Origin of the sequence: Clostridium guangxiense (assembly GCF_021043395.1) — a bacterium.
In the GTDB taxonomy this organism is placed as follows: domain Bacteria; phylum Bacillota; class Clostridia; order Clostridiales; family Clostridiaceae; genus Clostridium_S; species Clostridium_S guangxiense.
The window spans coordinates 1-21,587 of record NZ_JAJNKE010000024.1; the positions used below are offsets into that span (position 1 = coordinate 1).

A 21,587-nucleotide genomic window follows, 5' to 3' on the forward strand; every position below is an offset into this window, starting at 1 on the left:
GTCTTTTAACAAACGAAGTGAGTTAAAACCCTTCACTATAGTGCTCAACAAATTCCAGTTTGTAAGGATAAATTTGGTATTGGTAATTTAAATATTTCAGCTTGTTTATCTATATAGCGAAACTATCTCCAAGTTTTAAATTAATAAATATACTTTTGCCAGCATTTGACTTTTGTAAGGTCAGGGTACAATTCACAGTGTACTGTGAACTAAATAAATATTATTGTATAATCTTGGTACTTGCATTTTTTAGTTTGGAGGTAGCTTCATCTTTTTTATTCTTCCAAAAGAAGGCGAATAATAAAGTACATATTAATATAACGGCACTTGATAAATAAAATAACGAATTTAAACCAAACAAATCTGAAGCGACACTTAAAAATACACTTGCAAGGACCATTCCAACGCTATTAGCTGTTCCAAGGAAACCCATCGTGCTTCCCATTCCTACAGTTCGTCCAAGTATAGTAGATAATGCCGATGAAGCTGAAACGAAAGCAGCTGAAACTACAGCGAGAAGAAGCATTAACGAGATCATTAGTGATAAATTGTTTATGTATGGAAATAAAATTAAAAGTAAAGATACTATAATGCCTGAAAATAAAACTAAATTGCATTTATTAAATTTATCGCTGAATTTTCCCATTGGAATTTGTGCAAACCCACCAACAACATTGTAGATAGAAATAAGAAATCCTGTAAATACAAGACTTATACTTTTTTGTGGAGTGAACAATATAAAGAAAAAGCTAATTAGTGTAATTATAAAAGCTGAAGCAATATTGATACTGCTTAATGCTAACAATCTGTGATTTGTAAGTAATTTGCTTGAGGAAATCTTTGTATTTGAATTACTGTCAATTGTAATACTATTTTTGTTCTCAGAATTTAGTGTTTTGCTTTTGTGAAGTGCAATTACAATTAAAAGAGAAATTACTGATAGAGCAAGAGAAACTACAAAACAAGATTTTTTGCTGTAGGCAGAAGCAAGTATAGTTGCAGTTTGAGGTCCTATTCCACTTGCAATTAGATTTGCAGTATTGTAGATTCCCATGTAAAAGCCTTCTTTACCAAGAGGACTAATTTGACCTATATAAGCCATAACCATTGGAAGCATCATTGCAGAAGCTAGTCCATGTGTAAAACGTGCAAAGATTAGAACTGGTATAGTAACCGCAAAACAATAAATAAGTGCTGTAAAAGGGTACATAATAATACTGTATTTAAGAACTGATAAAATCCCTTTTTTGTCTGACAGTTTCCCAATTGGCGTTCCTACAAATAATCTTACAATATAAAGAGCAGCAGAGATTAATCCAATGGATATTCCCGATGCGCCAAGAGATTTTGCATAAGGTGTAAGTATTGCACCTGTTATATAGGTTCCAAAAATAAGTAGAAAAACAGCTATTAGAAGTAAAATATTATCTTTTTTCATTGGTACATCTCCTAAGTAAAAAAAATTATAAATATTATATCATTTAAGATCAAATACTGCAATAATGGTAAGATATAAGCACATATATTGCTAAAAAAGTATTCCGATGAGTGAGCTTTGATTTTTAGAAAGTATTGACTTAGTCCTTTATGCAGGGTTTATATTTAATCTGAGGTGATTTAAATGAATAACTAAGGAAGTATGTGAAAGGTTAGATATATCTTCTAAAACTTTAAGAATAATAGAAAATTTTAAATCATATACTGAATTTTTAGGATGTACTTTTTATTATGAGCAGTTAAAAAATTTTACCTGGCTTATTGAAATAAAAATGCTAAGGAACAATACTTCGTCGCGTTAAAAAAATCCTCCGTGCCTACGGAATTTTGGCGTGAATCTTTATAGAAGCAGTAAAATTTATAATGGATTATCTAAAAAATATTATTAGTTTATCCTTATAGATTCTAATTTATATATTTTAAATATTTTACTGCAGAGTATCCTTCTACCCCATTTATGCTTATCTTGTACCAATATCCATCAGCTGATATTCCAGTTACTTTTGCATATTGCCCTTCGGTTAACACTCCAAGGATTGAAGTAGTTGAGGAAGGATTTGATCTGATGTTTAATTGATAAACATTATTTACGGTTACATACGTATTATAGGGAACAGATGCTGTTAAACTACTATATATCCAACCTGTCTGTCCATTGTAAGTTACATTATACCAGCCAGAGTTTGAAGCTAAAAGTTTTAAAATTGTGTTTTTAGGTATTGTTCCTATAATTGCAGCACTAGTAGAAGGATTTACCCTAAAGTTAGCAGCATAAACTACATTGGAAACTATACCATATAAATCAGAAGTTGGCATAGGATCTGGGGTAGAGCTATCTTCAATTATGTTTACATATCTTCCAGGAATATATCCTAAATTAATTTCATTCATAGTTATAAAGTATTTTTTTGTACCTTGTATTCCACCATAAGTTTGATCTGGTGTAGCTTCATAAGTAAAGGCACCTTGCACTCCATTTTGTGTTCCCCATTTGTCAAATATAACAACATGATCACCTGGCTTGTCTAAAATATCCATGTGTTTTAGATTGCTTAAACTAATTTTAGTAAAATAACTGTTAAATAGTGTAGAAGTTGAAAGCTTATAATCCTTAATGTTAAAAACAGCTTGTACAAAACCCGAACAATCGATTCCAGCAGTTCCTTGAATATAACCATAAGGAGCAGAAGTGTTAACATTCCCAGCAAAAGCGCCATTATCTATTGCATTTAAAAAATTTGTCCATGGAGCTCCAGATGAAGAGGAATCCAAACTATCCAAGCCGCCCCAATTATATGGAATACCTGTCATTGTTGCAGTAGTTACATTTTTAAATTGAGTAGGCTGTGTTACACTGTCTCCGTTAGTAGATGGTAGAATAGAGTTTTTGTTGATTGAGTATGTCCAATTAAGATTTATTATACTCAATGCTCTTTGCTCAGCAGCAGATCTAGTGAGTGAAGTCTGAGTTGCTGCAAACGTTTTTTGTAGAGGTGCAAAAACAAAAACGGAGGAGATTATAGTTGCAATAATTGTATTTAGTTTTTTCATATAATGTTCTCCTTTGATTTTTAAAATATTGAGATGATAAATAAAATTATACTAGGAGAAAAAGGATAGTCGCAATATATGGTTAAAGGATAGTATGTAAAATTAAGGATTTATATGAAATAAAATGTACCCATACATTTTACATAATTTGATTTATTTTCAGCAACTCCAATATGGGCACCTTTTACATTTCTTATAAAGGGCGGTATGGCATACGTTGTAGGATTAGTGGCATATAGAGGTGAATATAATGGAGATAGTATTCTAAACAATATATTTGCATTTGTGCTTGGAGGCATTTTTAATATAGTGGGATATTATTTGGCTGATGTGCTGTTTTATGGAAGCCTTATTATTGCATTTCAACATGTTCCAAGTTCATTAATTACAACCATTATAGGAATAGTTGCAGCGGTTCCAGTAGGAAAAATTTTAAAGACAGCAATTGGCAGTAGAATTTAATTAGGTGGTAGCAGTATTTTTACACATAAATAAATATTGCAAAGTAATAACTAATTTTTTTCGTCTAAAAAGAAGGCGAAAAAGCTAAGGGTGAAGGGTTTTAACTTGCTCTGCTCGCTAAAAGGTGAACTTTTTTACCTTCAGTAAAAAGTTAATGATGATTTTCTTCCGTTTTACTACAGAAAATCTTTAATTTATTTATTTTTCCGTAGCGAAGAGGAGGAAAAATCACCTTAACTTTTGGTTTTAGACGAAAAGTTCATCTTTGACGTGCAAAGCATCGTCAAACCCTTCACTTTTCACATAAGTGAAAAAGTTAGTCTTTTAACGAGCAAAGGCAAGTTAAAACCCTTAACTCGAATTAGTTCGCAATATTTTTAAGTTATGAAAATTAAGCCTTACCTACAGGTAAATGATTCAATTCTTCTTAAATCAAGTCCAAAATAAACCCATCTTCTACGCATCCATCTATAGCCAGCGATTGATCTTCGACCTACATAAGTAATATATGCCCAGTAAGCTCTTCCATTAGTTTCCCAGATATAAGTATATTTATATCTGCATATTCTTATAGCTCCAGGATCAACTGCTTTTAAGCTAGGACCCGAAGGTGCTTGCATACTTTTATTAGGAGTATAGGTTGGAGGAGGTCCAGGTGGCATATTAGGCTGCCTAGTTTCATCATCATTTTCTTGCCTCATACCAGAATAAAAAGGGCAGTTAGCTAAAACAGGGCAAACAAAAGGAGCCTTTTCATTGCATTCACATTCATCATTTTCGAATCTCATAGGATCGAAGTTATCATTGTCATTGTAGTTATAATACATTATTTTCTCCTTGCAAATTATTTATGGATAAATTTCATCCCCACCATAATAAATTATGTAAAAAATCAATTAGATGTTACTAAATACATAGTGAAACAAAAAAATTATGGTAAATTTATGTGTAGTTTTATCATAACCAAGTTTTCTGTTATAATTAATTTAAACATTGAATTTTGTGAGGTGATATTATGATATTTGATAGCCATGTCCACACTGAGTTTTCTACGGATTCACAACTTAAAATTGAAAGTGCATTAGAAGCTGCTAAAAAACTAAAACTAGGAATTATTTCTACAGATCATATTGATTTAAATTATCCTGAAAAAGGTAAGTTTATTTTTGACATAGATAATTATTTTAATAAATATTATAAATATAGGGGTGATAATTATCTAATTGGAGTTGAAATTGGAATGACAGAGGAGTATAGTGATGAAAATAGGAAAATAAATGAAAACTATGATTTTGATTATGTTATAGGATCTATACACTTTGTTGATGGAATTGATATTTATGAAAAAATATATTATAAGGGTAAGGAAAAAAGCAGCACATATAGAAGATATTTTCAAGCTATGATAAATTGCATTAAAACACATGAATATGTAGATTCACTGGCACATATAGATTATATTTGCAGATACGCAACATATGAAGATAGTGAAATATATTATAATGAATATGCGGAGTTAATCGATGAGGTTTTGAAATTTATCATAGATAAAGGAATTGCTCTTGAGATAAATTCCAGAAGGCTTGATAAAGCTTATATAATTAAAAACTTAATACCAATTTATAAAAGATATAGAGAGATGGGTGGAAATTTTGTTACAATAGGCTCAGATGCTCATTATGATAAAAATATAGGAATGAATATTAAAGAGGCCTTTTCAATAGCAGAGGAATGTAACTTAAGGACAGTGTACTATAAAAATAGAAAACCTGAATATATGTAAGAAGTCTTGAGTTTATTATTTTAATAGTTACATTTTGATTAGCCAAGATGGTGGCGATATAAAATGAAAGTAAAAAAATATATAAGAAGAATAATTTTGATATTAATGCTTTTAGTATTTATTACGATTAGCTGTATAGGCATTTATATTGGGAGTATGGTTTATAACCAGGTATGTGAAATAAAATTTAATAAAAGCAATAGTGTTTCATATAATAATTTTAAATCTACTTTTGATTATGAAAGATTTAATTTACTTGATAAAAGTGATGTGACTATACAGTCTAATTTTGGTTATAAGCTTTCTGGAACTTATATAAGAAATTTTGTAAGAACCAAAAACACTATTATAATTGTACATGGTATAACAGGAAGCAGATGGGAATCAATGAAGTATGCAGACATGTACATAGACTTAGGGTATAATGTGCTTATTTATGATTCCAGATATCATGGTACTAGTGGTGGAAATAATATTTCCCTTGGATATTTTGAAAAGTACGACTTGGATAATTGTGTAAGGTGGGTTAGAAAGCAAAATCCAAATGGAATAATAGGAATTCACGGAGAATCTATGGGAGCAGCTACAGCACTTCTGCATTCTAATATGAATATAAAAGAAAAATATGTATCTTTTTATATAGTGGATTGTCCTTTTTCTGATTTGCCAGAGTTGTTTAGTGATAAACTTACAGAGGAAATGAAAAATCATGGTAAAATAATAGCAAATGCCATAGTATTTTATTCTAGCGTTTATGCTTGGTATAAGGCTGGATTTTCATTGTACTCAATATCGCCGAAGAAAGCATTAGATGGAGTTGAAGTGCCTATAATGTTTATTCATGGTGCAGATGATGATTTTATTCCACCATACATGTCTTTGGAGCTGTATATAGAGAAAAAGGGTCCAAAATATTTATATATTGCTCCTAATGCAGGGCATGCCCAATCTTATTTAAAGAATAAGGATGAGTATAAGGCAAAGGTAAGAGAATTTCTTATGAGAAATAAGATAATAGATGATAAAACTGATGAAAGTAAGCCAGTAGAAATGTATTAAAGAGGTTAAGAATGGATAGCGAGGAAAAAGTCTTTTTTAAAAGTTTGTGTAAATTATGTATTTCTAATTATCAGATACTAAATAGTGCTAACCTTGTAAGTGCGCTTATTAGTCAAATTTCAAGGGTAAGAGGTATTGATGTACCTGTTATAGAAGGAATTTTATATGTTGAAATTAAAAATCATAAAAGAAATTATGCACATTGTTTTAATATGTATAAGGGGCAAGTTATAGATGCAACTATATATAGTCATGCGCTTCTTAATAAAAATTTCGAGGGACTTTTTCCATTGTATGTTGTGGGCAATGAACCAGGGCATATAGAATATTCGGTAATATCAGAGGTTTATTTAGATTCACAATTTAAGTTTAAAGAAGATTTTCTTAATGATGTTATATGTAAAGTAAATAATTACAAACATACTGAGATTAAAAGGTTTGATGAAGTTGAAGATAATAGAAAAAAGAATCTTTTCTATTATAAATAAAATGCGAAGTAACAGTATCTTGAGATGTTAAATGAAAACTATAAATCATCTCTTCAACACTGTTACTTCGCTCCAACAGTGGTGCAAGGAAAAAATTCCTCCGTTCCTACGGAATTTTAGATGTAAACTTGTGCAGCCTATTATATATAAGTTATTATAATGTATTTTATAAAATTAATATTGTATATATAATGTATTAAATATATAAATAAATTAAATGGAGGCTTACATATGGAAATAAATAAACATGTAGATTTATTAAAGGATGAATTAGTAAAATCAACTCAAAAAGTTTTGCAAATCAAGAGTGTTCAAGAAACAGCAAAACCTGGAATGCCTTATGGTGAAGGACCAGCAAAAGCCTTAGCATGTGCACTTGAAATAGCAAAATCTTTAGGATTTAAAACAGTAAATGTTGATAATCAAGTTGGATATGCAGAATATGGTGATGGAGAAGAGTACATTGGAGTGCTTGGACATTTAGACGTAGTACCAGAAAATGATGGATGGAAGTATCCTCCATATGCAGCAGAAATACATGATGATAAGATATTTGCTAGAGGTGCTACTGACGATAAGGGACCTATAATGGCATGTTTATATGGATTAAAAGCAATTGTAGATTCTGGACTTACATTGTCGAAAAAGGTAAGAATAATATTTGGAACAAATGAAGAAACTGGCAGTAATGAGATTGCATACTATCTAAAAAAAGAAAAGCCGCCTGTGGCTGGTTTTACTCCTGATGCAGAATATCCAATTATAAATGGAGAAAAGGGTGTATTGGTTTTTGACTTATTAAAAGAGTTTGAGGAAAAATCATATGGTGACACAACTATAGCCTATGTTAAAGGAGGAAACGCTCATAATATAGTTCCGAATTATTGTGAAGCAGGGCTTAAAACTTCACTTAAAAGCAATGTAATTGATAAGTGTGAGGATTTCTCAAATAGAACAGGATATGATATTAAAGCAGAAGAACAGGGTGATCTAGTTATAATAAAATCCTATGGTGTTGCAGCTCATGGAAGCTTGCCTCATATGGGTAAAAACGCTATTATGCAGCTTTTAGCTTTTATAGGAGAGTTAAATCTTGAACAGTGTGATGCAGTAGATTACATAGATTTCTTAAATAGGCATGTTGGTATGGAAACTGATGGAGAGTCATTTGGTGTAGGGCTAGAAGATGAGGTTTCTAAAAAACTTTCCTTTAATCTTGGAATGATAAATTTAGATGTAAATAAGGCCAGTGTAACTATTGATATAAGATACCCTGTAACATGTAAGTTTGAAGAAGTAATAACTCCTATAAATGAGAGAATTGAAGCTGCAGGTATTAAGTTAGAAAATATGACTAATGCAAATCCTCTTTATTTTCCTGAAGATCATTTCCTTGTGAAAAATCTTCAGAAGGTTTATAAGGAGCAAACTGGAAAAGAACCTAAGCTTCTTGCAATAGGCGGAGGAACATATGCAAAGGAAATGCCAAATATAGTAGCCTTTGGACCTATATTTGAAGGAGAACCAGATGTTGATCATAAGGTGGATGAATATATAAAAGTAGAGCATCTCATTTTAAATGCTAAAATTTATGCTCATACTATCTATGAACTAGCAAAATAACATTGATTTGAGACATTAAATAAAGCCAATAAATCTAAGATGATAAATCATAAAAGTCTTAGAACTTTCAATAACTCGCCTTTGGCTCAGACAGATTGAAAGTTCTAAGACTTTTTTAATTTATTATCTAAGATTTATAAAGCTTTATTTAAACTGTCTTTTCATCAATGTTATTTCGCTAACTATTAAGTTCTTCCCACTCCTCGTATAGTTTATCAATATTACTTTGAGTTTCAGAAATTTTATTATTTACTTCAATGCTTTTTTCAGGGTTTGAATAAACTTCTTCGAGGCACAGCGCTCCTTGAAGTTTTTCAAGTTCATCTTCAAGAGAAGCGATTTTTTCTTCTATATTTTTTATTTTTAACTTTTTTTGTTTCTCAAGCTTTTCTTCTTCTCTCTTTTTCTTCTTTTCAGCATGTATTTGAGTTTTAGTTTTTCCATCCGAAATTTCCTCTTCATATTGAAATCTTGTTGGATTTTTCTTTTTTTCTACGTAATAAGTATAGTTCCCTAGGTATTCTTTTACGCCATCTTCTTTTAACTCATACATTTTAGAAACAACCTTGTTTAAGAAATATCTGTCATGTGAGATTACAAGAATTGTTCCATCGTAGCTTAATAGAGCATCTTCAAGTGCTTCACGTGATACTATATCGAGATGGTTTGTGGGCTCATCTAAAAGTAAAAAGTTATTTTTAGAAAGCATTAATTTAAGAAGGTTTATTCTACACTTTTCTCCACCGCTTAATTTAGATATAAGTTTAAAAACATCATCTCCAATAAACAAAAATGCAGCAAGGGCATTTCTTACTTCTGTGGTGGTAAGCTCAGGGAAGTCATCCCATACTTCGTCGATTATAGTTTTATCATCATGCAAATTAGATTGTTCCTGATCGTAGTAGCCTATAAACACATTCTTTCCTAAAATTTTAATACCAGAATCACTTTTGACTTTATCCATTAAAATTTTAAAAAATGTAGTTTTACCTCTTCCATTTTCGCCTATCAGTGCTGTTTTTTCACCGCTTTTTACATCTATATCAAGATTGTTAAATAAAGTGTGATCTCCAAAGCTTTTAGATAGATTTTCAACATGTAAAACATCTTTGCCACTTTTTATTAGAGTTTCAAAGCTTATTCTTGTAACACCAGTTTCTTTGTCTGGTGGCTTTATTCTTTCAATTTTATCAAGTGCTTTCTGACGGCTTTCTGCAGCTTTTATGCTTTTTTCTCTATTAAATGAACGGTAGCGTTCTATTATCCCTTCTTGCCTTTTGATTTCAGCTTGCTGTACCTCAAAAGCTTTCAATTTGATTTCATAATCCTTCTTTTTAAGTTCAAGAGCTTTTGTGTAGTTCCCGTTGTAACAATTTACATGCCCATTAATAAGTTCAAAAGTTTTGTCTGTTATGGCATCTAGAAAATATCTATCATGGGATATTATAAGTATAGTCCCTTTATATGTATGAAGATAGTCTTCAAGCCACTCTATTGCATCAAGGTCAAGGTGGTTAGTTGGTTCATCAAGAAGAAGTATTTCTGGCTTCATAAGAAGAAGTTTGCATAGAGCCACTCTTGTTTTTTGTCCACCACTTAATATTGAAATAGGTTTTTTTGAATCTTCATCTGAAAAACCAAGACCTTTTAATACTTTGGATATTTCACCTTTATAGGAGTATCCTCCCTTAGTATTATAAGCTTCTGTGTAATTTGTGTAATCTTTTATAATTTTAGCATGGTAAGCTTCTTTTAGAGGATCATATGGTTCACTCATTTTTTGCTCTAAATCTTTAAGTTTATTTTCTATAGAAATAAGTTCACTAAAAACAGAGGATAGTTCCTCAAAAATTGTATTAGAAGTTTCTAGATCTAGATGCTGAGATAAATAACCTAACTGTTTGTTTTTATCGATAAATAAATCTCCTGAATCGTATTCTAAACTGTTTGTAAGTATTTTAAATAAAGTTGATTTTCCAGCACCGTTAGGACCGATTATTCCAATTCTTTCACCTTCATTAATAGAGAAGGTCACATTTTCTAAAATAACATCTATTCCATAGCTTTTATGAATATCTTTACAGCTTAATACTATCATAAATTATCACCGCGCTTTATCTTTAATCCTTTACCAGTAAATATTAAAGCATAGAAATATGTGTTGTCAAATAAATTTTAAAGTTCAATGCTGCTTATCTATAGTTAAGATTCGCAGTGATTTCCCTATAGCTGCAACAATAGATAAAATAAATGGAAAAAATAAATAGTGTAAAATTAAAATTATGTGGTAAAATATATTATGAGTATATCATTTATAATAGTGATGTATTGCTTATACCTTAATTATTTGATAGATGAAATAAGGCTTTGGAGTGGTATGTCTAGGTGAGGGGTGCATTGCGTGGAAAAGAAAAAGAATATATCGATGGCTGTAATAAGGCGTCTTCCTAAATATCATAGGTACTTAAATGAACTTGTGAAAAATGATGTGGATAGGATTTCATCGAAAGAATTAAGTGAAAAAATAGGATTTACAGCTTCGCAGATACGCCAAGACCTTAATTGTTTTGGAGATTTTGGACAACAGGGGTACGGTTACAACGTAAAAGAACTTTGCAAAGAAATAGATGCAATTTTGGGTCTTACAAAGGAGTATAATACTATTATTGTAGGTGCGGGTAATATTGGTCAAGCAATTGCTAATTATATAAATTTTGAAAAACTAGGTTTTTCTTTAAAAGGAATATTTGATATAAATCCTAAGCTTTTGGGATTAAAAATACATGATATTGAAATACAAGATATAGACAATGTAGATGCTTTCTTGAAAAACAACAACATTAACATTGCAATTATTTGTGTGCCAAGAAAAAGTGCACAAAAGGTGGCTGAAATAATTATAAAAAATAATGTTAAGGGAATATGGAACTTTGCACCTGTGGATTTAGTTACACCTGATGATGTAATTGTGGAAAATGTTCATTTAAGTGATAGTTTACTTACTTTAAGTTGTTTGCTAAAAGATAAAATATGATATTTTTTTAATTATTTCATATTTCAATGTAAATATTATTGAAATATGAAATAATTAATTATATAATTAGAAATGAAGCTTAAGGCTTCTAAAATTTTAGTTTTCTTTGTTAGAATATTAACAAAGAATAAAAAGATTTAGGAGGATAAGTCATGGAATTAAAAAATATCATCCTTGAAAAGGAAGGCAAAATTGCTATAGTTACTATAAGCAGACCTAAGGCATTAAATGCACTTAACAGTGAAACTTTAACTGAACTTGATTACGTTTTAGATGAAATTGAAAATGACAATGAAGTGCTTGCAATTATTTTAACAGGTGCAGGTGAAAAGTCTTTTGTAGCTGGAGCAGATATTTCTGAAATGAAAGACAAGAATGTAATAGAAGGAAGAAAATTTGGAATACTAGGAAATAAAGTATTTAGAAGATTAGAACTTCTAGAAAAACCCGTAATAGCAGCTGTTAATGGTTTTGCATTAGGCGGCGGCTGTGAGATTTCGATGGCTTGTGATATAAGAATTGCTTCAAGCAATGCAAGATTTGGTCAGCCAGAGGTTGGTCTTGGAATAACACCTGGATTTGGTGGAACTCAAAGACTTGCAAGACTTGTAGGAATGGGAATGGCTAAAGAACTTATTTTTACTGCAAAGAATATAAAAGCAGATGAAGCTTTAAGAATTGGACTTGTAAATAAAGTAGTAGAACCTGGTGAATTAATGAATACAGCAAAAGAGCTTGCAAATACAATTGTAAATAACGCTCCAATAGCTGTTAAATTAAGCAAGCAGGCTATTAATAGAGGAATTCAATGTGACATTGACACTGCTTTGTCATTTGAATCAGAAGCATTTGGAGAATGTTTTTCAACAGAAGATCAAAAAGATGCAATGACTGCTTTTGTTGAAAAGAGAAAACCAGAAGGTTTCAAAAATAGATAGGAGGTAAGTTTATATGAATTTTGCATTGACAAAAGAACAAGAATTAGTAAAACAGATGGTTAGAGAATTTGCTAAAAATGATGTTGAACCAATAGCAGCAGAAATTGACGAAACAGAAAGATTCCCAATGGAAAATGTTAAAAAAATGGCTAAATATGGAATGATGGGAATTCCATTTAAAAAAGAATATGGTGGCGCAGGTGGAGATGTACTTTCATACATAATCGCTGTTGAAGAATTATCAAAGGTTTGTGGTACAACAGGAGTTATTCTTTCAGCACATACATCACTTTGTGCTTCATTAATCAATGAATTTGGTACTGAAGAACAAAAACAAAAATACTTAGTTCCACTTGCAAAAGGTGAAAAAATAGGAGCTTATGGATTAACTGAACCTAACGCAGGAACAGATGCAGCTGGTCAGCAGACTACAGCAGTTCTTGATGGAGATCATTATGTATTAAATGGTTCAAAAATATTCATAACAAACGGTGGAGTTGCTGATGTATTCTGCGTTTTTGGTATGACAGATAGAAGCAAAGGAACTAAAGGAATATCTGGGTTTATAGTAGAAAAAGGATTCAAAGGTTTCTCAATAGGAAAAGTAGAAAACAAGATGGGTATTAGAGCATCTTCAACTACAGAACTTATTTTTGAAGACTGCATAGTTCCAAAAGAAAACCTTATTGGAAAAGAAGGAAAAGGATTTGGAATTGCCATGAAGACTCTTGATGGAGGAAGAATTGGTATAGCAGCACAGGCTCTTGGAATTGCTGAAGGAGCATTTGAAGTAACAAGAGATTACATGAAAGAAAGAAAACAATTTGGAAGAAGCCTTGATAGATTCCAAGGATTAGCTTGGGCTATGGCTGATATTAAGACAAAAATTGAAGCAACTAAATTCTTAGTGTATAGAGCAGCTTGGTGCAAAGATCAGGGACTACCATATAATGAAGAAGCAGCTATGGCAAAACTTTATGCTGCTGATGTTGCTATGGAAGCAACTACAAAATGTGTTCAACTCTTCGGTGGATATGGATACACTAAAGATTACCCAGTTGAAAGAATGATGAGAGATGCTAAGATAACAGAAATATATGAGGGAACAACTCAGGTTCAAAAATTAGTTATTTCAAATCATATTTTTAGATAAAAGGAGGAAATTCTAAATGAATATAGTTGTTTGTTTAAAACAAGTTCCAGATACAACTGAAGTTAAAATAGATCCAGTAAAAGGAACACTTATAAGAGAAGGAGTTCCATCAATCATAAATCCAGATGACAAAAATGCATTAGAAGAAGCATTAGTATTAAAAGAAAGCGTTGGTGCGCATGTAACTATAGTATCAATGGGACCACCACAAGCTAAAAATGCTTTAGTAGAAGCTTTAGCTATGGGTGCAGATGAAGCAATACTTGTATCAAGCAGAGCTTTTGGAGGAGCTGACACTCTTGCAACATCACATACTCTTGCAGCTGCTATTAAAAAATTAGATTATGATGTAGTATTTGCTGGAAGACAGGCAATAGATGGTGATACTGCACAGGTTGGACCAGAAATTGCAGAACATCTTGGAATACCTCAAGTAACTTATGTAGAAAAAGTTGAAGTTAGCGGAGATGCTTTAAAGGTAAGAAAAGCTTGGGAAGATGGATATGAAGATGTAGAAGTTAAGACACCAGTTCTTTTAACTGCAATAAAAGAATTAAATGTGCCAAGATATATGGATGTAAGAAATATATTTGGAGTATTTGACAAGGAAATAAAGATCTGGAGCGAAAATGATATAGATATCGACTTAAGTCTTTTAGGACTTAAAGGTTCACCAACAAAGGTTAAAAAATCTGTAACTAAAGAAGCAAAAGGACAGGGAGAACTTGTTGATAAACCTGTTAAAGAAGCAGCATCATATGTAGTTTCAAAATTAAAAGAGAAGCACTATATTTAATGTGTAGGAGGGAAGCTTTATGAATATAGCAGATTACAAAGGCGTATGGGTCTTTGCTGAACAAAGAGACGGAAAATTACAGAAAGTATCTTTAGAATTACTTGGAAAAGGTAAAGAAATAGCTGGAAAACTTGGTGTTGAATTGACAGCAGTATTATTAGGATATAATACAGATGAAATGTCAAAAGAACTTTTAGCTCATGGAGCAGATAAAGTTTTAGCTGCTGATAGCAAGCTTTTAGAGCATTTTACCACAGATGCATATGCAAAGGTTATATGTGACTTAGTCAATGAAAGAAAGCCTGAAATACTATTTATAGGTGCAACTTTCATAGGAAGAGACTTAGGACCTAGAATGGCAGCAAGACTTTCAACAGGATTAACTGCTGACTGTACTGCACTTGATATAGATCCTGAAAACAACAATTTACTTGCAACAAGACCTGCTTTTGGTGGTAACCTTATGGCTACAATCGTATGTGCAGACCATAGACCACAAATGGCAACTGTAAGACCAGGAGTTTTCTCAAAATTAGCTGAGGATCAGTCAAATGTTTCTTCAGACAAAATTGAAAAAGTTGCTTTTAGCTTAACAGAAGACGATATTAGGACAAAAGTTCTAAATGTTGTTAAGGTTGCAAAAGATACTGTTGATATAGGAGAAGCTAAAGTATTAGTAGCTGGTGGAAGAGGAGTTGGAAGCAAAGAAAACTTTGCAAAACTTCAAGAACTTGCTGATGTACTTGGTGGAACTGTAGCAGCTTCAAGAGCAGCAATTGAAAAAGAATGGGCAGATAAAGATCTTCAAGTTGGTCAAACAGGAAAGACAGTAAGACCACAACTTTATATTGCATGCGGTATATCAGGAGCAATTCAGCATTTAGCAGGAATGCAGGATTCAGATTACATAATTGCTATAAATAAAGATGCAGAAGCACCAATAATGAAAGTTGCAGATTTAGCAATTGTAGGAGACTTAAATAAAGTTGTCCCTGAATTAATTGCTCAAATTAAAGCAGCTAACAACTAATAATTATTATCTGGCAAATAAAATAGAATTAAATTTATGCATTATGAAAAAACTATGCTTAGTAATTTTCATAATGTATAAATTATTTATATGGAAGTTAAATAGGAGGCTAGTGTAATGAAAAAAGTATGTGTTATAGGTGCAGGTACAATGGGAGCAGGAATTGCTCAAGCATTTGCAGCTAAAGGATTAGAAGTAGTTATAAGAGATATTAAAGACGAGTTCGTTGAAAGAGGATTAGCTACTATAGATAAAAATCTTTCAAGATTAGTTAAAAAAGGAAAATTAGATGAAGCTGGTAAAGCTGAAATATTAAAGAGAGTTACAGGAACAGTTGACCTTAATTTGGCAGCTGATTGTGATCTTGTAGTTGAAGCAGCAGTTGAAAGAATGGATATAAAGAGACAAATATTTGCTGACTTAGACAATATATGCAAGCCAGAAACTATACTTGCGTCAAATACATCATCACTTTCTATAACAGAAGTAGCATCAGCAACTAAAAGACCTGATAAGGTTATAGGTATGCATTTCTTTAATCCAGCTCCTGTTATGAAGCTTGTTGAAGTAATAAGAGGAATTGCTACTTCACAGGAAACTTTTGATGCTGTAAAAGAATGTGCTGTTGCTATAGGAAAAGATCCTGTAGAAGTTGCAGAAGCACCAGGATTTGTTGTAAATAGAATATTAATTCCAATGATCAACGAAGCAGTTGGAATATATGCAGAAGGAATAGCTTCTGTAGAAGATATAGATAAAGCTATGAAACTTGGAGCAAATCATCCAATGGGACCATTAGAATTAGGAGATTTTATAGGTCTTGACATATGCCTTGCTATAATGAATGTTCTTTATTCAGAAACAGGAGATTCTAAATACAGACCACATACATTACTTAAGAAATATGTAAGAGCTGGATGGCTTGGAAGAAAAACTGGAAAAGGTTTTTACGACTATTCAAAATAATAGCAAAAAAAGATCCTCATTTAAGTATGGGGATTTTTTTATATGATAAAATATAAAGTAGGAGGTGCTTATAAATGGATTTTAATACAATTGAAAGCTTTAATAATGGAGTTTTAGTGAAGGATGTAAAGAACTTTGAACTTAGCCATATATTTGATTGTGGACAGTGTTTTAGATGGAATAGACGGGAAAATGGCAGTTATATAGGTGTGGCTTTGGGAAAGGTTATAGAGGTAGAGAAAAAGGGAAATGATGTGTTAATATATAATATCAATGAAGAGGAATTTAAAAATACATGGTGTGAGTACTTTGATTTAAGCAGGAATTACACAAAAATAAAAGGGGAACTTAGCAAGGATATTTTATTAAAAAAGTCTGTTGATTTTGGATATGGAATAAGACTTTTAAAACAAGAGAAACTTGAAATGCTAATATCTTTTATAATTTCTGCTAATAATAGAATTCCAATGATTAAAAAAGCTATAGAAAATATAAGTAAAAAGTGGGGAGAAAAAATTACATATAACAATGATATTTTTTATTCATTCCCTACAATTGACAAACTCCACACTGGCAGCGAGAAGGATTTTGAAGAATGCAGTACTGGATTTAGGGCAAAATATTTAAAGGATACTATTGATAGAATATATAGTGGAGAAGTTAATCTTGATTTTATAGCTTCTCTTAATGATGATGATTGTCATAAGGAACTTCAAAAGTTAATGGGAGTAGGACCTAAGGTTGCAGATTGTATAATGCTATTTTCTATGAATAAGTATTCTGCTTTTCCTGTAGATGTTTGGGTTAAGAAGGCTATGATGAAATTTTATGTGGCTCCAGATGTATCACTTAAAAAAATAAGAGACTTTGGTAGAAACAAGTTTGGAAATTTATCTGGTTTTGCACAACAATATCTATTTTATTATGCTAGAGAGAATAAAATACAGGTATGATAAATTTATGTTAACAATTGCCAGCAGCATTTACGCCTTTGACAAACCTTTGGTATAATAATATTTGTTAACAAACTTTAATTTTGGAAGTGAATTTATGGGCTTAAAAAACTTTTTCAATAACGTATCTAGTAAAATGAAAATTATGTACAATAGAATTTTAAAATATAAAGCACAAATTGGTGGAATCTTGCTTATTGTTTTTTTAGCATACTGTACATATATATACTACTCAAAGTATTTTTATATGATGAAGGATACTGAAAAGGTAAAAAAATTTATATTATCCTATGGAAGGTACAGTACGCTTGCTTTTTTAGTTATGCAAATAGCCCAAGTAATTGTATTTTTTATACCAGGGGAAATAGTTCAAATTGCAGGTGGATATGTTTTTGGCACATTCTATGGAAGTCTAATATCTGTTATAGGAATAACTATAGGGAGTGTCGGTGCGTTTTTTCTTTCTAACTTTTTAGGAAAACCTTTTATAGAAAAGATTACGGCGAAGAATAATGCATCTAAATTTAGAAAATTTTTAAAAAGTGAAAATGCTGCTGCTGCAATATTTCTTATTTATCTTATACCAGGATTGCCAAAAGATATATTAGCGTATCTATGTGGAGCTTCTGGAGTAAGCGGAAAAAAGTTTATTATTTACTCAACTATGGGAAGACTTCCAGGCATATTTGTATCTGCGTATTTTGGAAATAAGCTGACTGAAGGCAATGTTTTGCATCTTGCCATTATAGCTGTTGTTATGATTATTTTATTTATAATAGGAACTTTAAAGGGAGAAAAAATATTAAAGAACATTATTAAGAAAAAATCGGATAAAAATAGCTAGAAGTTTATTTTCCTTTTATATAAAAAAATATGCCTGTTATTAATGAAAAAAATAAGATTATAGCAGCACAATGCATAAAATAATTTTCTGGAAATATTAATATAACGGGGTCATATTGTGGATCAAAAATCCAGTACTGATTATGAAATATAAGCTTATGAAATGAATCAAAAAATTCATCAAAATTAAAAAGTGAAAGAAAAGATGAAAAAACAGTTATAGCAATCAGTTCTTTTCCGCTGGCTTTTAGGCAGAAAATAACATAATTTTTTTTTGTTATAAAAGAGAATGCTATAAATAATATTATAGAAGCTATAAAAGTGTATTCTCCATATTTTATTATTTTTTTTACATCTTCAAAATGTGTTTTGGCTTTTGAAGAAAAAGGTATAGTTGGAAGTTTAAAGGCCTCTTTTTTATGGTTTTGTATATAATCAATTACATAATTGTAATTTTTTTTGAGAGAAATAGAATTTAAATATTGAGTATTTAAGTTATATTTTTCAATATAAAGGTTATACTCTTCTATTATGTCTAAATTTAATGCATCGTAATAGTAAATTGGCTTTAAGTTCATTGTTATTTTTGTGAAAAATAAAATAGTTGTCAATGTCAAAAGGAAAGAAAAAAATATCTTAGTTAAATTTGATACTATCTTCAAATTATTCACTGCCTTCATAAAAATTTTGTGTTAAACATTATTGACAAGTGTAGGAATTTTATTCAAATTGATATTTATAGATAAAAAGAGTAATTTAGCAAAAAAACAATTTAATGCATATCAATTTACTATAATCAGTAATATTAACCAAATAGTAACGTATATTAAGTTTGCCAATATATCAACTATTAATTATTATAATAATTGTGTTAGCACTCAATATTAGCGAGTGCTAATAAAAATTATAAAGTTAATAAAATTTTTAATATAATTTTTAAGGAGGGGTTTAAAAATGAAAGTTAGACCACTTGGAGACAGAGTTGTAATTAAAAGGTTAGAAGCAGAGGAGACTACTAAAAGCGGAATAGTATTACCTGGTGCAGCTAAGGAAAAACCACAGCTTGCAGAGGTAATAGCAGTAGGTCCTGGTGGAATAGTTGATGGAAAAGAAGTAAAAATGGATGTAAAAGCAGGAGATAAAGTATTTTTCTCAAAATACAGCGGAACTGAAGTTAAAATTGATGGTGAAGAACTATTAATTGTAAAACAAGATGATATTTTAGGAGTAGTAGAAGACTAATTTAGTGAAATCAGCTCAACTAAACTTATATATGTCTCATAATGTTTTGAAAGTTGTCATTTTGAAACGTATATAAATTAAGTTTCGCATCGATTTAACTGTATTTAAACTATTTATAAATTCGGGAGGGATTTTAAAATGGCAAAGCAAATATTATACGGAGAAGATGCAAGAAGATCTATGCAAAAAGGTGTAGATAAACTTGCTAACACAGTAAAAGTTACTCTTGGACCAAAAGGAAGAAATGTTGTTTTAGATAAAAAATTTGGAGCACCACTTATAACAAATGATGGTGTAAGTATTGCAAGAGAGATAGAACTTGAAGATCCATATGAAAATATGGGAGCACAACTTGTAAAAGAAGTTGCTACTAAAACAAATGATGTAGCAGGAGATGGTACTACTACAGCAACACTTCTTGCACAGGCAATAATAAGAGAAGGATTAAAGAATGTTACAGCTGGAGCTAATCCAATGCTTATAAGAAACGGAATTAGAAAAGCTGTTGACTTAACAGTTGCAGAATTGAAGAAAATATCAAAACCTATAGATGGTAAAGAAGATATAGCAAGAGTTGCTTCAATATCAGCTGCTGACCCTGAAATAGGAAAATTAATTGCAGATGCAATGGAAAAAGTAGGCAATGAAGGCGTTATAACTGTTGAAGAATCAAAAACAATGGGAACTGAACTTGATGTTGTTGAAGGAATGCAGTTTGACAGAGGATATTTAAGCCCATATATGGTAACAGATAGTGAAAAGATGGAAGCATCACTTGATGATCCATATATACTTATAACAGATAAGAAAATATCAAATATACAAGAAATTCTTCCAGTACTTGAACAAATAGTTCAACAAGGAAAGAAACTTTTAATAATTGCTGATGATGTTGAAGGAGAAGCTTTAGCAACATTAGTTATCAATAAATTAAAGGGAACCTTTACATGCGTTGCTGTAAAAGCACCAGGATTCGGTGATAGAAGAAAAGAAATGTTGAGAGACATAGCTATACTTACAGGTGGAGAAGTAATATCAGAAGAGCTTGGAAAAGACTTGAAAGACGTTACTGTTGATATGCTTGGTAGAGCTGAAAGTGTTAAGATATCAAAAGAAAACACTACAGTTGTAAATGGAAAAGGTGACAAGACTGAAATCCATGATAGAGTTGCTCAAATAAGAGCTCAAATAGAAGAAACAACTTCAGATTTTGATAGAGAAAAGCTTCAAGAAAGATTAGCAAAGCTTGCTGGTGGAGTTGCAGTTATCAAAGTTGGAGCAGCTTCAGAAACTGAACTTAAAGAAAGAAAACTTAGAATAGAAGATGCTCTTGCAGCTACAAAGGCAGCCGTTGAAGAAGGTATAGTTGCAGGTGGTGGTACTGCTTATATAGATGTACTTCCAGAAGTAAGCAAGTTAACTGATGAAGAACAAGATGCTCAAGTTGGTATAAACATAGTAGTTAGAGCTCTTGAAGAACCAGTAAGACAAATAGCTGAAAATGCAGGTCTTGAAGGTTCCGTTATAATCGAAAAGATTGTAAACAGCGAAAAAGGCATTGGGTTCGATGCTTTACATGAAAAATATGTTGATATGATAAATGTTGGAATTGTTGATCCTACAAAGGTTACAAGATCAGCACTTCAAAATGCGGCTTCAGTTGCTTCTACATTCCTTACAACTGAATGTGCAGTAGCTGATATACCTGAAAAGGAAAAAGCAGCACCAGGAGTTCCAGGAGCACCAGGAATGGGAATGGACGGAATGTACTAAAATAAAAGAAATAAAAAAATTCAAGAGAATAAAAAGTTCTCTTGAATTTTTTATTTTTTTGTAGATTAAAATATGTATACTTTTGGTCAATATAACCAAGTATATTTATATAGAAGCAGAGAAAATTTATTTTTTGATATAAAGTTTAGAGGAAGAATATTTGTGAAAAGAAATTTTTTAATCAATATTGTGTCGATAATGATTGACAAAATGCAAATTTATGAATAAAATAGAGAATAAAATATGTTATAAAAATAATTGATAAAACTCATATATATCCTGAATATGGCAGGAAGTATCTACCAGAAACCGTTAATTTCTGACTATGAGTGATTGAGGCGTGTTTGATGTATATTAAAGCATGCTAATTTTCACTCTCAAAGAAAATTAGTATGC

Annotated in this window: 19 protein-coding genes, 1 pseudogene and 1 riboswitch; of the genes and pseudogenes, 15 read left to right on the top strand and 5 right to left on the bottom strand. The window is 31.1% G+C overall.

What is annotated here, in order from left to right; translation table 11 throughout:
* Positions 1-220: 220 nt before the first annotated feature.
* On the bottom strand, positions 221-1,438 hold the full coding sequence (locus LQK79_RS13530) for an MFS transporter (RefSeq protein WP_231016880.1): 1,218 nt from the start codon (positions 1,436-1,438) through the stop codon (positions 221-223).
* A 464-nt stretch (positions 1,439-1,902) separates the two neighbouring features.
* Positions 1,903-3,048, bottom strand: a complete 1,146-nt coding sequence (locus tag LQK79_RS13535) for an SH3 domain-containing protein (protein WP_231016881.1) — start codon at positions 3,046-3,048, stop codon at positions 1,903-1,905.
* 159 nt (positions 3,049-3,207) lie between these two features.
* Here LQK79_RS13535 and LQK79_RS13540 point away from each other — a divergent pair.
* Positions 3,208-3,510: pseudogene (locus LQK79_RS13540) on the top strand (ECF transporter S component); the annotation flags it as partial.
* A gap of 398 nt (positions 3,511-3,908) precedes the next feature.
* Here LQK79_RS13540 and LQK79_RS13545 read toward each other — a convergent pair.
* Positions 3,909-4,337, bottom strand: coding sequence for a hypothetical protein (locus LQK79_RS13545; RefSeq protein ID WP_231016883.1), 429 nt, complete (start codon positions 4,335-4,337; stop codon positions 3,909-3,911).
* Positions 4,338-4,525: 188 nt separating this feature from the next.
* Here LQK79_RS13545 and LQK79_RS13550 point away from each other — a divergent pair, with 188 nt between their 5' ends.
* The 4 genes from LQK79_RS13550 to pepV all read left to right on the top strand — a co-directional run bounded on the left by LQK79_RS13550 (position 4,526) and on the right by pepV (position 8,463).
* Positions 4,526-5,293, top strand: coding sequence for a histidinol phosphate phosphatase (locus tag LQK79_RS13550; RefSeq protein WP_231016884.1), 768 nt, complete (start codon positions 4,526-4,528; stop codon positions 5,291-5,293).
* Between the two features lie 63 nt (positions 5,294-5,356).
* Positions 5,357-6,352, top strand: coding sequence for an alpha/beta hydrolase (locus tag LQK79_RS13555; RefSeq protein ID WP_231016885.1), 996 nt, complete (start codon positions 5,357-5,359; stop codon positions 6,350-6,352).
* Positions 6,353-6,363: 11 nt separating this feature from the next.
* Positions 6,364-6,840, top strand: coding sequence for a hypothetical protein (locus LQK79_RS13560; RefSeq protein WP_231016886.1), 477 nt, complete (start codon positions 6,364-6,366; stop codon positions 6,838-6,840).
* A 231-nt stretch (positions 6,841-7,071) separates the two neighbouring features.
* Positions 7,072-8,463 carry a dipeptidase PepV gene (pepV, locus tag LQK79_RS13565; protein ID WP_231016887.1) on the top strand — a complete coding sequence of 464 codons (1,392 nt, stop codon included), beginning with the start codon at positions 7,072-7,074 and terminating at the stop codon, positions 8,461-8,463.
* Between the two features lie 178 nt (positions 8,464-8,641).
* Here the strand turns inward: pepV and abc-f are convergent, their stop codons facing one another.
* Positions 8,642-10,561 carry a ribosomal protection-like ABC-F family protein gene (gene abc-f / locus LQK79_RS13570; protein ID WP_231016888.1) on the bottom strand — a complete coding sequence of 640 codons (1,920 nt, stop codon included), beginning with the start codon at positions 10,559-10,561 and terminating at the stop codon, positions 8,642-8,644.
* Between the two features lie 303 nt (positions 10,562-10,864).
* Between abc-f and LQK79_RS13575 the strand changes: the two genes are divergently transcribed.
* The 8 genes from LQK79_RS13575 (at position 10,865) to LQK79_RS13610 (ending at position 18,177) form a co-directional block, all read left to right on the top strand.
* Positions 10,865-11,497 (top strand): redox-sensing transcriptional repressor Rex, encoded by a 633-nt coding sequence (locus LQK79_RS13575; protein WP_053242720.1) that lies wholly within the window; start codon positions 10,865-10,867, stop codon positions 11,495-11,497.
* Between the two features lie 152 nt (positions 11,498-11,649).
* Positions 11,650-12,435, top strand: coding sequence for a short-chain-enoyl-CoA hydratase (locus LQK79_RS13580; RefSeq protein ID WP_053242719.1), 786 nt, complete (start codon positions 11,650-11,652; stop codon positions 12,433-12,435).
* 13 nt (positions 12,436-12,448) lie between these two features.
* Complete coding sequence (locus LQK79_RS13585) at positions 12,449-13,588, top strand: acyl-CoA dehydrogenase (protein WP_231016889.1); 1,140 nt, start codon at positions 12,449-12,451, stop codon at positions 13,586-13,588.
* A gap of 16 nt (positions 13,589-13,604) precedes the next feature.
* The gene (locus LQK79_RS13590; protein ID WP_053242717.1) at positions 13,605-14,384 is read left to right on the top strand and encodes an electron transfer flavoprotein subunit beta/FixA family protein; all 780 of its coding nucleotides are present in this window, start codon (positions 13,605-13,607) and stop codon (positions 14,382-14,384) included.
* A gap of 19 nt (positions 14,385-14,403) precedes the next feature.
* Positions 14,404-15,414 (top strand): electron transfer flavoprotein subunit alpha/FixB family protein, encoded by a 1,011-nt coding sequence (locus tag LQK79_RS13595; protein ID WP_231016890.1) that lies wholly within the window; start codon positions 14,404-14,406, stop codon positions 15,412-15,414.
* A gap of 117 nt (positions 15,415-15,531) precedes the next feature.
* On the top strand, positions 15,532-16,380 hold the full coding sequence (locus LQK79_RS13600) for a 3-hydroxybutyryl-CoA dehydrogenase (RefSeq protein ID WP_053242715.1): 849 nt from the start codon (positions 15,532-15,534) through the stop codon (positions 16,378-16,380).
* Positions 16,381-16,454: 74 nt separating this feature from the next.
* Positions 16,455-17,333 carry a DNA-3-methyladenine glycosylase family protein gene (locus LQK79_RS13605; RefSeq protein WP_053242714.1) on the top strand — a complete coding sequence of 293 codons (879 nt, stop codon included), beginning with the start codon at positions 16,455-16,457 and terminating at the stop codon, positions 17,331-17,333.
* Positions 17,334-17,430: 97 nt separating this feature from the next.
* Positions 17,431-18,177 (top strand): TVP38/TMEM64 family protein, encoded by a 747-nt coding sequence (locus LQK79_RS13610; protein WP_231016891.1) that lies wholly within the window; start codon positions 17,431-17,433, stop codon positions 18,175-18,177.
* A gap of 4 nt (positions 18,178-18,181) precedes the next feature.
* Here LQK79_RS13610 and LQK79_RS13615 read toward each other — a convergent pair whose 3' ends face one another.
* A complete protein-coding gene (locus LQK79_RS13615) occupies positions 18,182-18,856 on the bottom strand; it encodes a TIGR01906 family membrane protein (RefSeq protein WP_269144157.1) in 675 nt (224 codons plus the stop codon).
* Between the two features lie 274 nt (positions 18,857-19,130).
* Between LQK79_RS13615 and LQK79_RS13620 the strand changes: the two genes are divergently transcribed.
* Complete coding sequence (locus LQK79_RS13620) at positions 19,131-19,418, top strand: co-chaperone GroES (RefSeq protein ID WP_053242711.1); 288 nt, start codon at positions 19,131-19,133, stop codon at positions 19,416-19,418.
* 138 nt (positions 19,419-19,556) lie between these two features.
* Positions 19,557-21,191 (top strand): chaperonin GroEL, encoded by a 1,635-nt coding sequence (gene groL, locus LQK79_RS13625; RefSeq protein WP_231016893.1) that lies wholly within the window; start codon positions 19,557-19,559, stop codon positions 21,189-21,191.
* A gap of 248 nt (positions 21,192-21,439) precedes the next feature.
* Positions 21,440-21,537, top strand: a riboswitch (purine riboswitch).
* Positions 21,538-21,587 lie beyond the last annotated feature (50 nt).

Coding starts and splice junctions, on each gene's coding strand:
- LQK79_RS13530 (WP_231016880.1), bottom strand. CDS start 1,438: ATGAAAAAAGATAATATTTTACTTCTAATAGCTGTTTTTCTACTTATT.
- LQK79_RS13535 (WP_231016881.1), bottom strand. CDS start 3,048: ATGAAAAAACTAAATACAATTATTGCAACTATAATCTCCTCCGTTTTT.
- LQK79_RS13545 (WP_231016883.1), bottom strand. CDS start 4,337: ATGTATTATAACTACAATGACAATGATAACTTCGATCCTATGAGATTC.
- LQK79_RS13550 (WP_231016884.1), top strand. CDS start 4,526: ATGATATTTGATAGCCATGTCCACACTGAGTTTTCTACGGATTCACAA.
- LQK79_RS13555 (WP_231016885.1), top strand. CDS start 5,357: ATGAAAGTAAAAAAATATATAAGAAGAATAATTTTGATATTAATGCTT.
- LQK79_RS13560 (WP_231016886.1), top strand. CDS start 6,364: ATGGATAGCGAGGAAAAAGTCTTTTTTAAAAGTTTGTGTAAATTATGT.
- pepV (WP_231016887.1), top strand. CDS start 7,072: ATGGAAATAAATAAACATGTAGATTTATTAAAGGATGAATTAGTAAAA.
- abc-f (WP_231016888.1), bottom strand. CDS start 10,561: ATGATAGTATTAAGCTGTAAAGATATTCATAAAAGCTATGGAATAGAT.
- LQK79_RS13580 (WP_053242719.1), top strand. CDS start 11,650: ATGGAATTAAAAAATATCATCCTTGAAAAGGAAGGCAAAATTGCTATA.
- LQK79_RS13585 (WP_231016889.1), top strand. CDS start 12,449: ATGAATTTTGCATTGACAAAAGAACAAGAATTAGTAAAACAGATGGTT.
- LQK79_RS13590 (WP_053242717.1), top strand. CDS start 13,605: ATGAATATAGTTGTTTGTTTAAAACAAGTTCCAGATACAACTGAAGTT.
- LQK79_RS13595 (WP_231016890.1), top strand. CDS start 14,404: ATGAATATAGCAGATTACAAAGGCGTATGGGTCTTTGCTGAACAAAGA.
- LQK79_RS13600 (WP_053242715.1), top strand. CDS start 15,532: ATGAAAAAAGTATGTGTTATAGGTGCAGGTACAATGGGAGCAGGAATT.
- LQK79_RS13605 (WP_053242714.1), top strand. CDS start 16,455: ATGGATTTTAATACAATTGAAAGCTTTAATAATGGAGTTTTAGTGAAG.
- LQK79_RS13610 (WP_231016891.1), top strand. CDS start 17,431: ATGGGCTTAAAAAACTTTTTCAATAACGTATCTAGTAAAATGAAAATT.
- LQK79_RS13615 (WP_269144157.1), bottom strand. CDS start 18,856: ATGAAGGCAGTGAATAATTTGAAGATAGTATCAAATTTAACTAAGATA.
- LQK79_RS13620 (WP_053242711.1), top strand. CDS start 19,131: ATGAAAGTTAGACCACTTGGAGACAGAGTTGTAATTAAAAGGTTAGAA.
- groL (WP_231016893.1), top strand. CDS start 19,557: ATGGCAAAGCAAATATTATACGGAGAAGATGCAAGAAGATCTATGCAA.